The organism is Gordonia sp. SGD-V-85, assembly GCF_001456905.1.
In the GTDB taxonomy this organism is placed as follows: domain Bacteria; phylum Actinomycetota; class Actinomycetes; order Mycobacteriales; family Mycobacteriaceae; genus Gordonia; species Gordonia hongkongensis.
Genome location: NZ_LNQO01000028.1, coordinates 1 through 15,299, shown reverse-complemented (window position 1 = coordinate 15,299; position 15,299 = coordinate 1). Strand labels below are relative to the sequence as shown.

8 protein-coding genes are annotated in these 15,299 nt (G+C 68.4%); 2 read left to right on the top strand and 6 right to left on the bottom strand.

Going from position 1 to position 15,299, the window contains the following annotated elements; genetic code table 11:
* Nucleotides 1-114 precede the first annotated feature (114 nt).
* Together AS181_RS22355 and gltB are read right to left on the bottom strand one after the other, a co-directional pair.
* Nucleotides 115-1,569: a glutamate synthase subunit beta gene (locus tag AS181_RS22355; RefSeq protein WP_058253694.1), complete on the bottom strand. Its 1,455-nt coding sequence runs from the start codon at nt 1,567-1,569 to the stop codon at nt 115-117.
* Nucleotides 1,562-6,145 (bottom strand): glutamate synthase large subunit, encoded by a 4,584-nt coding sequence (gene gltB / locus AS181_RS22350; protein ID WP_058253728.1) that lies wholly within the window; start codon nt 6,143-6,145, stop codon nt 1,562-1,564. The genes AS181_RS22355 and gltB overlap by 8 nt, the downstream gene beginning before the upstream one ends.
* A 505-nt stretch (nt 6,146-6,650) precedes the next feature.
* On the opposite strand from gltB, the gene AS181_RS22345 reads away from it, so the two are divergent.
* Entirely contained in the window at nt 6,651-7,763 is a 1,113-nt protein-coding gene (locus tag AS181_RS22345) for an alpha/beta hydrolase (protein ID WP_058253693.1), read from the top strand.
* 18 nt (nt 7,764-7,781) lie between these two features.
* On the opposite strand, the gene AS181_RS22340 is transcribed toward AS181_RS22345, so the two are convergent.
* The 4 genes from AS181_RS22340 to AS181_RS22325 form a co-directional block, all read right to left on the bottom strand.
* Nucleotides 7,782-9,185 (bottom strand): carotenoid oxygenase family protein, encoded by a 1,404-nt coding sequence (locus tag AS181_RS22340; RefSeq protein WP_058253692.1) that lies wholly within the window; start codon nt 9,183-9,185, stop codon nt 7,782-7,784.
* 45 nt (nt 9,186-9,230) lie between these two features.
* Nucleotides 9,231-9,854, bottom strand: a complete 624-nt coding sequence (locus tag AS181_RS22335) for a hypothetical protein (protein ID WP_058253691.1) — start codon at nt 9,852-9,854, stop codon at nt 9,231-9,233.
* Between the two features lie 123 nt (nt 9,855-9,977).
* The gene (locus AS181_RS25670; protein ID WP_269434046.1) at nt 9,978-12,713 is read right to left on the bottom strand and encodes a helix-turn-helix transcriptional regulator; all 2,736 of its coding nucleotides are present in this window, start codon (nt 12,711-12,713) and stop codon (nt 9,978-9,980) included.
* Nucleotides 12,714-12,762: 49 nt separating this feature from the next.
* Nucleotides 12,763-14,964, bottom strand: coding sequence for a DUF2254 family protein (locus AS181_RS22325; protein ID WP_058253690.1), 2,202 nt, complete (start codon nt 14,962-14,964; stop codon nt 12,763-12,765).
* Between the two features lie 60 nt (nt 14,965-15,024).
* On the opposite strand from AS181_RS22325, the gene AS181_RS22320 reads away from it, so the two are divergent.
* Nucleotides 15,025-15,299 (top strand): helix-turn-helix domain-containing protein (locus AS181_RS22320; RefSeq protein ID WP_139114260.1); only part of this gene is annotated, 275 nt, incomplete at its 3' end.

The following is a 15,299-nucleotide window of genomic DNA, read 5'->3' as shown; positions in this document are numbered from 1 at the left end:
TGTTGCCGCCTGCGGAACTCCCGTGGAACGACGGATCTGCCTACGCAGAACTCCCGCCCACCCTGAGCGGGTGAGCGGGAGTTCGGTGTCGTACGTACTACACGAAGCGCGCGATCAGCGCTGCGCGACCTGTGTGGGCACGATCGGTGCGGGCAGGTCCGACGCCCCGGTGAGGAACGCGTCGGCGGCCGCGGCGGCCGAGCGCCCCTCGGCGATGGCCCACACGATGAGCGACTGTCCGCGCCCGGCGTCGCCGGCGACGAAGACACCCGGCTGACCGACGGCAGCGAAGTTGCCGTCGCGCTTGACGTTTCCGCGGGGGTCGTACTCGACGCCCATCTTGTCGAGGAGGTCCTCGCGCTCGGGTCCGACGAAGCCCATGGCGAGCAGCACCAGGTCCGCCTCGAGTTCGAAGTCCGAGCCCTCGACCTTCTCGAAGCGGCCGTCGCGCATCACGACCTCGTGCGCCTTGAGCCCGGTGAGCTTGCCGTCCTCGCCGACGAACTGCTCGGTGTTGACCGAGAAGACGCGCTCGCCGCCCTCTTCGTGGGCGGACGACACGCGGTACATGAGCGGGTAGGTCGGCCACGGGGTCGACTCGGCACGCTCGATCGGCGGCTTCGGCATGATCTCGAACTGGTGGACGATCTCCGCGCCCTGGCGCAGCGAGGTGCCCAGGCAGTCGGCGCCGGTGTCGCCACCGCCGATGATGATGACCTTCTTGCCCTTGGCCGAGATCTGGCCCTCGACTTCGTCGCCGAGCTGCACCCGGTTGGCCTGCGGCAGGAACTCCATGGCCTGGTGGATGCCGTCGAGCTCACGCCCGGGGATCGGCAGATCGCGACCGATGGTCGAACCGTTCGCGAGGATCACCGCGTCGAAGTCGGCGCGCAGCTGCTCGACGGTGACGTCGACACCCACGTTGACGCCGGTGCGGAAGACGGTGCCCTCGGCCTCCATCTGCGCGAGACGACGGTCGATGTGGCGCTTCTCCATCTTGAACTCGGGGATGCCGTAACGGAGCAGGCCACCGATGCGGTCGGCCCGTTCGAACAGCGTCACGTCGTGTCCGGCACGCGTGAGCTGCTGCGCCGCAGCGAGTCCCGCGGGCCCGGAGCCGACGACGGCCACCGACTTGCCGGTCTTCTCCGACGGCATGACCGGGGTCACCCAGCCGTTGTCGAAGGCGTTGTCGATGATCTCGACCTCGACCTGCTTGATGGTGACCGGCGGCTGGTTGATCCCCAGCACGCACGACGCCTCGCACGGAGCCGGGCACAGGCGGCCGGTGAACTCCGGGAAGTTGTTCGTCGCGTGCAGACGTTCGATGCCGTCGCGCCACTGGTCCTTGTAGACCAGGTCGTTCCACTCGGGAATCAGGTTGCCCAGCGGGCAGCCGTTGTGGCAGAACGGGATACCGCAGTCCATGCAGCGGCTCGCCTGCGTCTTCAGATGGCCCTTGTCGAAGTCGGTGTAGACCTCTTTCCAGTCCAGCAGACGCAGTTCCACCGGGCGGCGGTCGGGCAGCTCCCGCTCGGGGTGCTTGAGGAATCCTCTGGGGTCAGCCACGTGCGGCCTCCATGATCGCTTCGTTCACGTCTCGCCCGGTCTTCTCCGCCTCGGAGATGGCCAGCAACACACGCTTGTAGTCGCGCGGCATGACCTTGGCGAACTTGGTCTGGGCGGTGTCCCAATCGCCGAGCAGCGCTGCCGCGACCGGGGATTCGGTCTCGGCGCGGTGCTCTTCGATGATCGTGGCGAGGAACTCGATGTCCTCGTCCTCGAGCGGCTCGAGGTCGACGAGCTCGGTGTTGAGGTTGTCGGCCAGCTTGCCCTCGGGGTCGAAGACGAACGCCATACCGCCGGACATGCCCGCCGCGAAGTTGCGGCCGGTCTCGCCGAGGACGACGACGCGTCCACCCGTCATGTACTCACAGCCGTGGTCGCCCACACCCTCGACCACCGCGGTGACGCCCGAGTTGCGAACGCAGAAGCGCTCACCCACGATGCCGCGCAGGAAGATCTTGCCCGCGGTGGCACCGAAGCCGATCACGTTGCCGGCGATGATGTTGTGCTCGGCGACGAAGTCGTCCGGCGCGTTGCGTGCCGGACGGACCACGAGGCGACCGCCCGAGAGACCCTTGCCGACGAAGTCGTTGGCGTCGCCCTCGAGGCGCAGCGTGATGCCCTTGGGAACGAAGGCACCGAAGCTGTTGCCGGCCGATCCGGTGAAGTCGACGATGATCGTCCCGTCGGGAAGACCCTGTGCGCCATAGGCTTTGGTGACCTCGTGGCCCAGCATGGTGCCGACTGTGCGGTTCACGTTGGTGATCTTCGAGGTGAAGGACACCCGCGTGCCGTGGTCGATGGCCTCGCGGCTCTGCGCGATGAGCTGCTGGTCGAGCGCCTTGTCCAGGCCGTGGTCCTGCACGCCGGAGCAGTACAGGTCCTGGTTCATGAACGGCGACTCGGGCATCGCCAGGATCGACGACAGGTCGAGCTTGCCCGCCTTCTCCGACTTCCAGTGCGCGAGCGCCTTGGTCGTGTCGAGCGCCTCGACGTGACCGACGGCCTCCTGCAGGGTGCGGAAGCCCAGGCGCGCCAGCAGTTCCCGGACCTCTTCGGCGATGTACAGGAAGAAGTTCTCGACGAACTCCGGCTTGCCCGCGAAACGCTCGCGCAGCAGCGGGTTCTGGGTGGCGACACCCACCGGGCACGTGTCGAGGTGACACACCCGCATCATGATGCAACCCGCGACCACCAGCGGCGCGGTGGCGAAACCGAACTCCTCGCCACCCAGCAGGGCGGCGACCACGACGTCGCGACCGGTCTTGAGCTGGCCGTCGACCTGCACGACGATCCGGTCGCGGAGTCCGTTGAGCAGCAGGGTCTGCTGGGTCTCGGCCAGGCCGATCTCCCACGGCGCACCGGCGTGCTTGACCGAGGTCAACGGCGTTGCGCCGGTACCGCCGTCGTGCCCTGAGATGAGGACGACGTCGGCGTGCGCCTTCGAGACACCGGCCGCGACGGTGCCGACGCCCACCTCGGACACCAGCTTCACGTGGATCCGGGCCTGCGGGTTGGCGTTCTTCAGGTCGTGGATCAGCTGCGCGAGATCCTCGATCGAGTAGATGTCGTGGTGCGGGGGCGGCGAGATGAGGCCGACGCCCGGCGTCGATCCACGGACCTCGGCGACCCACGGGTACACCTTGTGCGGCGGCAGCTGCCCGCCCTCACCCGGCTTCGCACCCTGCGCCATCTTGATCTGGATGTCGGTGCAGTTCGACAGGTAGTGCGAGGTGACGCCGAAACGGCCCGACGCGACCTGCTTGATCGCGCTGCGACGCCAGTCACCGTTCTCGTCGTGATGGAAGCGCCGCGGATCCTCGCCACCTTCACCGGAATTCGAGCGACCACCGAGCCGGTTCATGGCGATCGCGAGGGTTTCGTGCGCCTCCGCGGAGATCGAACCGAAGCTCATCGCGCCGGTCGAGAACCGCTTCACGATCTCGCGGGCCGGTTCGACCTTCTCGATCGGAATCGGGTCGCGGTCACCGAAATTGAAGTCGAACAGGCCGCGCAGCGACGCCATCTGGCGGGACTGGTCGTCCACCAGCTTCGTGTATTCCTTGAACACCTTGTACTGGCCGGTGCGCGTGGAGTGCTGGAGCTTGAAGACGGTGTCCGGGTTGAACAGGTGGTACTCGCCTTCGCGGCGCCACTGGTACTCGCCGCCGACCTCGAGCTCGCGGTGGGCGCGCTCGGACGGGCGATCGGAGAATGCCAGCGCGTGGCGGGTCGCGACGTCGGCGGCGATCTCGTCGAGACCGATGCCGTCGAGCTGGCTGTTGAGCCCGGTGAAGAACTCGTCGACGGTCTCCTGCGAGATACCGATGACCTGGAAGAGCTGTGCACCGGTGTACGAGGCGAGGGTCGAGATGCCCATCTTGCTCATCACCTTCAGCACGCCCTTGCCGGCGGCCTTGATGTAGTTCTTCTGCGCGGTGGCGAAGTCGAGGTTGCCGAGCACACCGCGCTCGGTCATGTCCTCGATCGACTCGAAGGCCATGTACGGATTCACCGCTGCCGCACCGAAACCGACGAGCGCGGCCACGTGGTGGACCTCGCGGCAGTCACCCGACTCGACGATGAGACCGGCCTGGGTGCGCTTGCGTTCCCGCACCAGGTGGTGGTGCACCGCAGCCGTCAGCAGCAGCGACGGGATGGGTGCGTAGGTCTCGTCCGACTCGCGGTCGGACAGGATCACCAGGTTCACGCCGTCGTCGATCGCGGCGCTGACCTTCGCACGCACCTCGTCGAGGGCCTTGCGCAGACCGGCGCCACCCTCGGCCACCGGGTAGAGGCCGTGGATGTGGACGCTGCGGAAACCGGGCAGCGCGTCGTTGGAGTTGATCTCCACCAGTTTCGCGAGCGTGTCGTTGTCGAGGACCGGCGACGGCAGCTCGATCTGACGGCACGACTCGGGGCCGGGGTGCAACAGGTCGGCCTCGGTGCCGATGGTGCCGCCGACGCTGGTCACGATCTCTTCGCGGATCGCATCGAGCGGCGGGTTGGTCACCTGGGCGAACAGCTGCTGGAAGTAGTCGAACAGCATGCGCGGACGCTTGGACAGCACCGCGATCGGGGTGTCGGTACCCATCGAGCCGAGTGCCTCGGCACCGGTCTTCGCCATCGGCGCGACCAGCAGGTCGAGTTCCTCACGGGTGTAGCCGAACACCTGCTGGCGCAACGCGACCCGGTCGTGCGGCATGTGCTGATGCGGCGGCGCCTCGATGTCGTCGACCGCGACCAGTCCCTGCTCGAGCCACTCACCGTAGGGGTGCTCGGCAGCGAGCTCGTCCTTGATCTCCTCGTCGTCGACGATGCGGCCGGCAGCGGTGTCCACCAGGAACATGCGGCCGGGCTGAAGACGCATCTTCTGCACGACGTCGGCGTGATCGATGTCGAGCACGCCGACCTCGGAGGCCATCACGACGAGCCCGTCCTTGGTGACCCAGATCCGACTGGGCCGCAGGCCGTTCCGGTCGAGCACGGCACCCACGACGGTGCCGTCGGTGAAGCACACCGACGCCGGTCCGTCCCAGGGCTCCATCAGTGCGGAGTGGTAGCGGTAGAAGTCCCGGTGCTCAGGTTTCATCGACTCGTGACGCTCCCAGGCCTCCGGGATCATCATGAGCACGGCGTGCGGGAGGGAGCGTCCACCGAGGTGGAGCAGCTCGAGCACCTCGTCGAACCGGGCGGTGTCCGACGCACCCGGGGTGCAGATCGGGAAGATCTTCGACGCCGCGTCGGCCCCGAAGGCCGCGGTGTCGATGAGCGCCTCGCGGGCCCGCATCCAGTTCTCGTTACCGGTGACGGTGTTGATCTCGCCGTTGTGGGCGACGCGGCGGAACGGATGCGCCAGCGGCCACGACGGGAAGGTGTTGGTGGAGAAGCGCGAATGCACCAGACCGAGCGCGCTCTCGACACGCGAGTCCTGCAGGTCGACGTAGAACTCCCGCAGCTGCGGCGTCGTCAGCATGCCCTTGTAGACGAAGGTGCGTCCGGACAGGCTCGGGAAGTAGACGGTCTCACGTCCGGGCCCGTCGGCGCCGGCGCCCTTGTTGCCGAGTTCGTACTGGACCCGTTTGCGCACGACGTAGGCGCGACGCTCGAGTTCCATGCCCTCCGCGCCGCCGACGAACACCTGCCGGAAGGTCGGCATGGCATCGCGGGCAAGTGCTCCGAGCGAGTTCTCGTTGGTCGGCACCTCGCGCCAGCCGAGCAGGGTCAGACCCTCTGCCTCGATGACCTTCTCCACGCCCTCGCAGGCGAGGCGGGCGTCTTCCGAGCCCTGGGGCAGGAAGGCGATACCGGTCGCGTAGCTGCCCTCCGCGGGCAGCTCGAAGTCCACGGTCTCCCGCAGGAAACGGTCCGGGACCTGGATCATGATGCCCGCACCGTCGCCGGTGTTGGGCTCGGCACCCGCGGCGCCGCGGTGCTCGAGATTGACCAGGGCCATGATCGCCTTGTCGACGATGTCGCGACTGCGCCGCCCGTGCATGTCCACGACAAACGCCACGCCACACGAGTCGTGCTCATTGCGTGGGTCGTAGAGACCCACCGGTCCCGGAGCCTGCTTCATAGTTCGCCTCACTTTGCGCGCGAGGAGTGCACGCACTACCCGTCGTCGATGTCTGGGGCCACACCCGGCCGTGTCGGGCCGCGGACCACGATGTCCCCGGCGTCGTCGTGCTCCACCCGCATCGGGGCTGACCTGGGCAGAGCCGACGATCACAGCGGCGGTGAGTCCCGGTCAGCGCCGTTGCTGACGGTCCCTTCGGGCCGCATCGTCGGGACCCGAACCACCCTGCTCATCGCAGCTACCGCGCGCAGCACGCCAGAGCGCCCCCGGGCAGCCGTATGAGCATTGTGAGTCATTTTTCCACGCGAAGGGCCCACTCTCGAAATCCGGTTACCACAGAGACACCGCCGGTGCACGTCAGACGAAAATCCGGCGATTCGGGGTCCGCCCCGGAGACGGCCCGCGCGGGCCTTTCGGGAGCGTCGACGGTCGCGGTCCGATTGCGGCCGGGTCTCACCCTCACCGATCCCGCACCCGCACGGCATCGAGCCACTACCGTCAGGTGATGAGCGTCACCGTATCGGCCGATGAGCCCACCCCGGAAGCGGATCTCCTCGCGCATCCGTTCGGCCGCCTGGGCGTCGATCCGTACGGTTCGCGGCGTTCCCGTGCGGTCAACGCCTATCTGGCCCGGGTCACCTGGCCGATGATGACGGCGGCCGGGGTCAGCCACCCCCGCGTCACCGCGCAGATGATCCAGCGGACGCGCCCGGCACTGAACCGGACCATCGAGCGGATCAACCCGCCTCCGGCCAACACCCGGGTGAAGATCGTGCGTGAGAACTTCCGGGGTGGGCAGGTCCGTGGCGAGTGGGTGATCGGCCGGCAGGCGAGCGCTCCGGTCCCCGGTTCGCGGATTCTGTATTACATGCACGGGAGCGGGTACGTGGTGTGCTCGCCGCGAACGCACCGGGGCCTGGTCGGCCGGCTCGGCAACAAGACCGGGCTGCCCGCCTTCAGCCTGGACTACCGGCTCGCCCCCGAGCACGCCTGGCCGTGCGCGGGCAACGACGCCGTCCGCGGCTATCGCTGGCTGCTGTCCCAGGGGTACTGCGCCGAGGACATCGTGGTCGCGGGTGACTCCGCCGGCGGCCACCTGGCGCTCGACCTGCTCGCCGTCAACCACGCCACCGGGACCCCGCAGCCGGGTTCGATGGTGCTGTTCTCGCCGCTCTACGACCCGACTTTCCAACTGGCCGTGCGCAATCAGCGAACCGGGGTGCGGGACCCGATCATCGACGCGATGTCCGCCCGCAAGATCCTGCGGCTCTACACCCGGACCGCCGACCCCGATCATCCACGGATGCGCGTCCGTCTCACCCCGGACATGACCCTGCCCAAGACGCTCATCCAATACGGGGCGCGCGAGGTGATGGGGGCCGACGCCCGGGCCACCCACGACGAGATCACCGGCGCCGGAGGGGTTTCGGTGATCCAGGCCTGGCCCGACCAGGGTCACGTCTTCCAACTGATCCCCCGCCTGTCGGCCGAGGCGCGGTCGGCCATCGACATCGCGGCGCGGTTCGTCGAGGTGACCGCGCCGGTTCCTTCCGACTCGCAAACCCACCCCTTTTCCACAAACCCAGCACGCTTCGACGGGCTGGGTTTACGGAAATAGGGTGGGTTTGTCAGGGGGTCAGTCCGCGAGCCACGCGCCGTGCAGCCCGGCGGGGACGCGGATCGGGAGTTCGACGGTAGCAACCGGCCCGGCCGTCGGCTCGTCGGCGGCGAGAAGGTAGAAATACGAACGCATGTCGGCGGGGTCGGTGCCGATCGCGCCCCAGTGATCGCGTTCGGCGCCCGAGATGTAGATCGGCTCGCCGATCGCGGTTCCGGGACTCCAGAAGGTCTCGGTGCCGGCGGAGAGATCGTGGAACCAGAGACTGTCGGTGGCATCGGTGTCGCGGGGTCCCTTCGCCACCGTTGCCACGCGATGGTGGTCCCGGGTGAGCAACCGGTCGTCGACTCGCGGGAACTCCATGTTGAAGGCGTTGTCGCTGATCGTGTTCCGGGTGATGGTGCCATCCGGGCGGATGATCGCGCGGGTGAGCGCCGACGTCGCCGGCCGGGGTTCGGCGGCGAAGCCACCCGGGTAGCTCCATTCCACGTAGTCGACGGTGACACCGTCGTCGGGGCCCGGACCGTCGAAGGCGTTGGCGAAGTGCCACACCCAGAACGGGTCGGTCTGGACCCAGCGCACCGGGCCGCCGTCGCGCGGGATGAGGGCGATGCGCGTGCCGTCGTCGGGTTGCCAGGACAGCAGCGAGCCACCGGTCATCGCGGCTTCGAGGTCGAAGATCAACGGGCACACGAAGAGTACGAGATACCGCGACGTGAGGGCCATGTCGTGGATCATGACCGACTTGTCCAGACCGTCGACCGGGTTGGGCCCGGTTGCCGCCGTCCCGTCCGGATTCACGATCGACCAGGTGAGATACGGCGCTTCGAGGCTGTAGTTGAACAACACCATCTCGCCGGTGGCCGGGTCGATCTTCGGGTGGGCGGTACTACCGACCCGCATGGCGCCGTCGCAATCGGTCTTCACCAGCGTCGCCAGCGTCGACGGTTCGAGCAGGTAGGGCTGGTCGGATTCGGCCATCGCCATCAACCGTCCGCCGTGACGGACGATGTTGATGTCGGGCAGTTCGCGGTAGGTGCCGGCGAGTTCGTCCCCGACTACACTCGCGGGTGGTGTGTACCCGTCGGTGAGACCGGACCAGAGTGCATGTCCGGCAGCCTCTTCCGCGATGACCATCGGGGTCCGGACGAAGCGGTTGGTGTACCCGACGCGACCGCCGTCGATGCTGATCCGGTGCACCATGCCGTCACCGTCGAGGGGATAGACGAACGATCCGATGGGATCGAAACGCGGATTGGGGCCGTTGCGCAGGTAGCTGCCGCGCAGATCCGCGGGGATCTCGCCGCGGACGGGCAGGTCGGTGACATCGACCTCCTCCCGCTGCGGGGCGTACACACCGGTGAGGTGGGCGTGATGCGCGAGGTCGACGGGGGCGGGCGTGGGGGGCGTGGCGATGGTCATCGGATGTCCTTCGGGCGGGTCGGTAGGAGGGCTGTGCCGCGGGGGTCAGCCGACGGTCGGGGCGGTGGAGGCGGCGGGCGCGCTTGGGGCCGCGTCGGCGATTGCCCGGGTCCGCTTGACCGCGAACACGATCAGCGCGATCGGCACGACCCAGTTGAGCAGGATGTTGCCCGGGTGGCTGCCGGACACCGACGCCGACGACGCCAGCAATCCGGCAACGATGTGCGAGCAGCCCATGAGTGCGATCGCCCCGGCCCACAAGAGGCTGATCTGGCGGTTCTTCGCGCGGAACACGGGTGAGTGCCACAGGGCGGGATCGACGGTCTCGCGGGCGTACTGCTCGGTGAACGGGACCGTGAACGCGGACACGGCCATGACCGCGGCGAGGACGAACGCCGAACCACCGCGACCGAAGAACACGAGCGCTTCGTCGACCTGAGTATCACCGACGATGCCGATGAGCGCGATGACGCCGAACAGGACGACCCCGGCGACGTCGATCATCTTCCAACCGCCACCGGTGCGGACGGCCTCGTAGATGGTGACGGCCAGGGCCAGCGCGCAGGCGGCGATCGCGGCGAGCGTGACGTGGTCGGCACCCAGGCGTTCGGCCGCCCAGGCGAACACGAACCAGGGGGCGAGTCCCAGGATCATCGATTTGGCGTTCACGGGTGGTCTCCTTCGGTACGGCCGAGGTGGGTCCTCGTTGGTGGTACATCCACTGTCCGCCGTACCGATGACGCGTACATCTGCGTCATGACGGAGAAAACTGCGCCAACCGTGCGACGATGCTCAGTTCTGCTGCCGACCCACGACGAACGCGGCGAGTTCGACGCGGGTGCGCAGGCCGAGTTTGGCGAGGGCGTGGGAGACGTGGGTCTGCACCGTGCGGGTCGAGATGAACAGTCGGTCGGCGATCTCGCCGCCGCTCATGCCGGCCGCGACCAGTTCGGCGACGGTCGTCTCGGTCTTGGTGAGACTGTCCCAACCATGGGTCGGCCGGTCGCGTGCCGCGGGGTCGAGCCGAATCCCCAACGGACGCAACCGCGAGGCCACGCGTGCGGAGCTGGTGCTTGCTCCCATGGCACGCGTCAGTCGCATCGCTCGCCGGGCGAGCTCGCGGGCGCGGTCCCGGTCTCCCGAAAGGGCGACCGCGCACGCGGCTTCCTCCCACATGCACGCCTCGGAATGCCGGTCCCCGACCGCCTGCACGATCTCGGCGTACTCGTCGGCGGCGTGCACGATCGTCAACGGGTCCGCGTCGTGGAGCACCACCGAACACATCGCGCGGGCCACCGCGACGGGCCCGGACATGGGCTGCGCGGGCGGTACCGGGAACTCGTCGAGCCCGTCCAGAATGCTGCCGAGCAGCGCGGTGTCGCCCGCACGCGCGCCGATCCGCGCGGTCTCGAGAACGACGGTGGGCAGCCAGGAGTACAGACCGAACCGGCGGCCGTGGTCCCATGCGCTGCCGGCTGTCGTCGCGGCCGCACGTAGTTTCCGGTTCGCCTCGAGCAGCAGGGCGCGGGCGTGGGTGGGCACCGGGAAACCGAACTGGTCCGGTAACCCCGTGTCGTCCCACGCGTCGAGTCGGGTCGACGCGGCCGCGTGGTCGCCGCGTAGCACGTCGACCATGGCCCGCCCGCCGACCGCCATCGACTTCCAGCCCATGTCCGCGGAGTCCGCGCGATCCAGTCCGGCATCGAAGGACGCCGCCGAGTCGTCGAGGTCGCCGAGCCCGAGAGCTATTCCGCCGCGGGTGAACTCGTGATACGCGGTCATCCAGTCGGCGCCCCGGCTCGATCGCAACCGGGCGGCACCGGCGAGCAGGTCGGCCGCGGCCGCCGGGCCATGCGCATACTGTTCGATCAGCGACGGCCAGATGTCGGCCGACGACGTCGACAACGTGCCGCCGGCGGATTCCGCCGCATCCCGACGCGAGGCGAGCAGCGCGATCCCGAGCGCCTCCTCGACCTCGCCACGAAGGAACCGGCGTAGTGCCTCGGCGATCAGGCCGGACACCGATCGGGTGAACGCGTCCCGCTCGACGTCGAAGAACGGGGTGTCCGGCGCGGGCGCTCGTCCGTCGAGGATGCCCACGTAGTGCCGCAGGTCGGTGAGCGTGCCGGCGACGTCGTCGTCGACCGGGAGTTGCAGGGTCTCGTCGATCAGGTCCCGCACCCGGTCGGTTTCACCCTTGGCGATCAGGGCGAACAACAGGATTCGATGCAGTTCGGCGAACTCGTTGATCTCGGTCGCCAGTCCCATGCCGTCCTCAGCGACGCGTGTGGCCCGGTCGAGCTGCCCGGTTCGGGCGAGGGCGAGGGCGAGTGCGGTGTGGACCCCCGCCGACGGACGGGCGGTGCCGGCCAACGTCTCCAGGAGTTCCGCCGCGACCGCCGGCGTGCTGGCGAGTTCGCTCTCGGCGCGGCGTACCGCCGCGAACATCGCGGTTTCGTCACTGCCCGAGGCGATTCGGTGATGTGCAACGGACTGCGGATCGTGCCGGGTACTGGGATGGCTGGCGATCGCATCGTGCAATACCGAGCGCAGCATCGGATCGAGTTGTCCATAAATGACGTCGGCGTAGAGGTCGTGCGTGAAGTGCAACGCTCCTCCGTCGTCGACGCCGACGATCCCGGCGTCGATCGCCGACTGGGCCGGCCCGACCAGAGAGGCGGGCGGAACCGCGTCGACCGCGGCCAGTTGCGCGAGTGTCGCCGGGCGGCCCCACACCGCGAGCTTCTGCGTCAGCTCGCGGGCACGACCATCGAGGAGGGCGACGTGTTCGGCGATCGCGTCCTCGAGTCCACTCGGTACCCCCGACGCGGTGCGTGCGTCGACCGCCGCGTGACCGTCGACGATCCGCAGACCGTCCGACTGCTGCAGCGCGCGCAGCACCGAGATCACGTGCATCGGGTTCCCACCCGATGCACCGAGCAGCCCGAAGAGTTCGACGTCCGGTGCGGCACCGACGGTCTCGATCGAGATCCGGTGGACCTCGTCGGCGCCCAGCGGGGGCAGGGACCAGTCGACGACCTCCACTCGCGCCACCAACCGGTTCAGCAGATCCCGTTCTGGGAGCGGCCGCCGGCCGAGGAGCATCACCAGCGGTAGGACCCGCGTGGCAGGGACGAGGCGGGACAACAGTTCCAGGGTCGCCGCATCGGCGTGGTGGGCATCGTCGACGACGAGCACGAGCGGCCCGTCGGCACACAGCGTGTCCACGCGCGCGTAGAGATCGTCGTCGAAGCCATCGGGAACCGGGGTCGGCAGATCCACTCCGAGCAGCTGCCCGGCGAGTCCGAACGGTTGGCGCCACGACAGTTCGTCTGCCCGCACCGTGCGAACGGAACCATCAGTGGCAGAGGCCAGTTCCCGGAGCGTATGGGTCTTTCCGGCGCCCGGGCCGGCGGTGATCACGCCGACCCCACGGCGGGCGGAACCCGAATCGCGTTGGGCAGCGGCGACGAAGTCGTGCATTTCGTCGACCACCGCACGACGGTCGGCGGACTGGGACGCGAGCACGGACTCAGGGTATCGGCTGTGTCCGATTCGTGTGATCCATCTGCTCACCTCACCGGCCGAACTCCGACCCGTATCCCTGCCGGTCCGCAGCCGCGGCCAGTCGCCGGTCGAGGTCGTCGGACCAGTCGCGGGCGACCTGCGCGTCGAGCACGGCCAGTCGCTCGGCCACGGGCGCGCGCTGCGCGGGCCCGCACCCGGTGAGAAGGGACTCGAACAGCGCGCGCAGGCGGCGTTGCACCTGTACCTGGCCGGTGCTGTGCCGTCGGATCTCGTCGGTCCCGATCGCGACGTAGTCCGCCCAGCTGCGCCGGATGCCGCGGACCGAGGGGTCGCTCGAGAAGTGTTCGCTGCGAAGCCGCGGAGCCAGCAGCAGCAACAGGTCCTCGGTGTGGTCGAGCGCCTGGACCACGACGCTCGGATCGTTGCTCCCAGCCGACATCGCCTTGAGCGCGATGTCCGAGATCGCCTGCAGCGCCGCGGCGGGACTCACCGAGGGTTGATGGGTGTCCCCGAACAGCAGACAGGCCAGCACGCGGCGCTTCTCCACCTGGATCGGATCACCGATGATCTCGACCACCGGGAGATCGTGCGGCACATGGTCGCCGACGGCGACGAGCACGTCGATCCGGACGTTCCACGACGCCGCGTACCGCCGCAGACGATCACCGTTGACCGCCAGCAGGACCCGCCCCCGCGCGGTCACCTCGCCCAGCCTGATCTGCGTTCGCATCTCATCCGTCGCATTCGGGTCCGTCGCCGCGCCCGGGCCGGTCCCCAATAGCTCGGCGTCGCTCGCGTCGGAATCGGAGCGGGTACCGAACTCGGTTGCGGCGGTGCTCTCGTCGTGCCTGTCCGCCGGCGGCAGCTGCCGCACGATCGCCGACCGGCCGTCGTCGGCGATCCACTGCAGCAGGCGCGAGGTGTTCAGGATCGTCCCGACCTTCCCGACGAGCGCGATGAACAGGTACGCGCTGACGGTGGTGAGCATGAACGCGATCGCCGTGGACAGGCCGGGGGTCGGCTCGTCCGGACCCCCGACCGACAGGTCGATCGCGATGATCACGCTGTAGACGAAGGTCGCGAGGAAGAAGCCGGTGGACCACCGCATGACGGGTTCCTGCTGCAGCATCGGGATCACCCGCACCGAGATCGACGACGCCCCGAACTGCATCGCGAGCGTGACGGCGGTGAACACGAGACCGGTCAGGGTCGCCATCGAACCGGCGATGACGCTGAGCAGCGTCGCCAGGGTTCCCGGGTCGACCTCCAGTTCGAGCAGCTCGTCGAATCCGACGGTGGTCCACGCGGCGACGATCGCGAACGTCACCAGCACGACCGGCAGCCGCCAGATCGGGACCGTGCGCAGGGCCCGGCGCGTGCGCCGCCATCGGATAGCGGTCGCCAGCGCGCTCGGTACCTTCTCGGTCACCACGCCGACCGCCGTCGGGACGGACGCCGGCGGGGGAACCGGAACGGGAGCCGGCGCGTCGGGCACCCCGAAACGCCCCGCCACCGCCTCCTGCACGACGATCTTCCATCGCATCAACGGTTCTCGATATCGCTGCTCACGCCCGATCGCGCGAGCCAGTTTGCGGGGGCGGTTCTTGTATCGCCACCGGGCCCATGGTGATCGCGGCCGCGCGAGTCTCGCGGCACCGAACCACAGCAGGACCGGGACGAACATGCCCACCAGTCCGGTCCAGACCTTGCCCTTGATCAGGGTGACGATCGCCAGGAGCACGTTGAGCACGACGACACCCGCCGCGACCAGCCGTGCCACCAGGCCGTTCTCGTTCCGGATGTCCCCGACGACCTCGAACGCCCCGAACGGCTGCAACCCGAGGAGGAAGAGCAGACCTATGGCGATCGCGACGAACACCGCGTCGATCGACGTCCGCCCCTCCTCCGCCCAGTAGACGTCGCGCAGGTGGAGGATGAGCGCGAACTCGTCGAGCACGAGCGCCGCTCCGATGCCGAACAGGGCCGCCAGGACACAGTCGATCACCGGTGTCCGGAGCGGGTCGACCGCGACGAATCCGAAGCCCGCCACCAACATCGCCATCATGCCGAAGAAGGCGTGGTGCACATGCACCCCGCCCGGCGTCACGTTGCCCGGCCACCAACTGACCTCAGCGCGGATCATCCGCACACTGAAGCGGATGAACAGGAAGGTCAGGACGAAGGCGAGCAACAGGAAAAACAACGGCAGACGACCGGTCTCGACGATCCGCTCATCGAACCACCCGGTCATCCCCCGACCCTAGTGGTGTGTCTCGCAATTGTCTAGCTCGTTGTTCGGTAGGCTGGGTTGATGAGTGCACCGGCAGCGTGTTTGCGGTTGACGAAAGCCGAGCGGGAGACGTTGGAAACGTTGGCGCGGGCGCAGACCGCGCCGCACCGTGAGGTGTTGCGGGCCAGGGTTTTGCTGATGGCCGCCGACGGCGAAGCGAATCGGGTGATCGCCGAGGAACTTGGGGTGACCGCGGTGACAGTGCGGGCGTGGCGCACACGTTTCGCCGAGGACGGGTTGACGAAGTTCGGGCAGGTACGAGCTGGTCGGGGCCGTAAGTCTTCGATCAGTGAGGA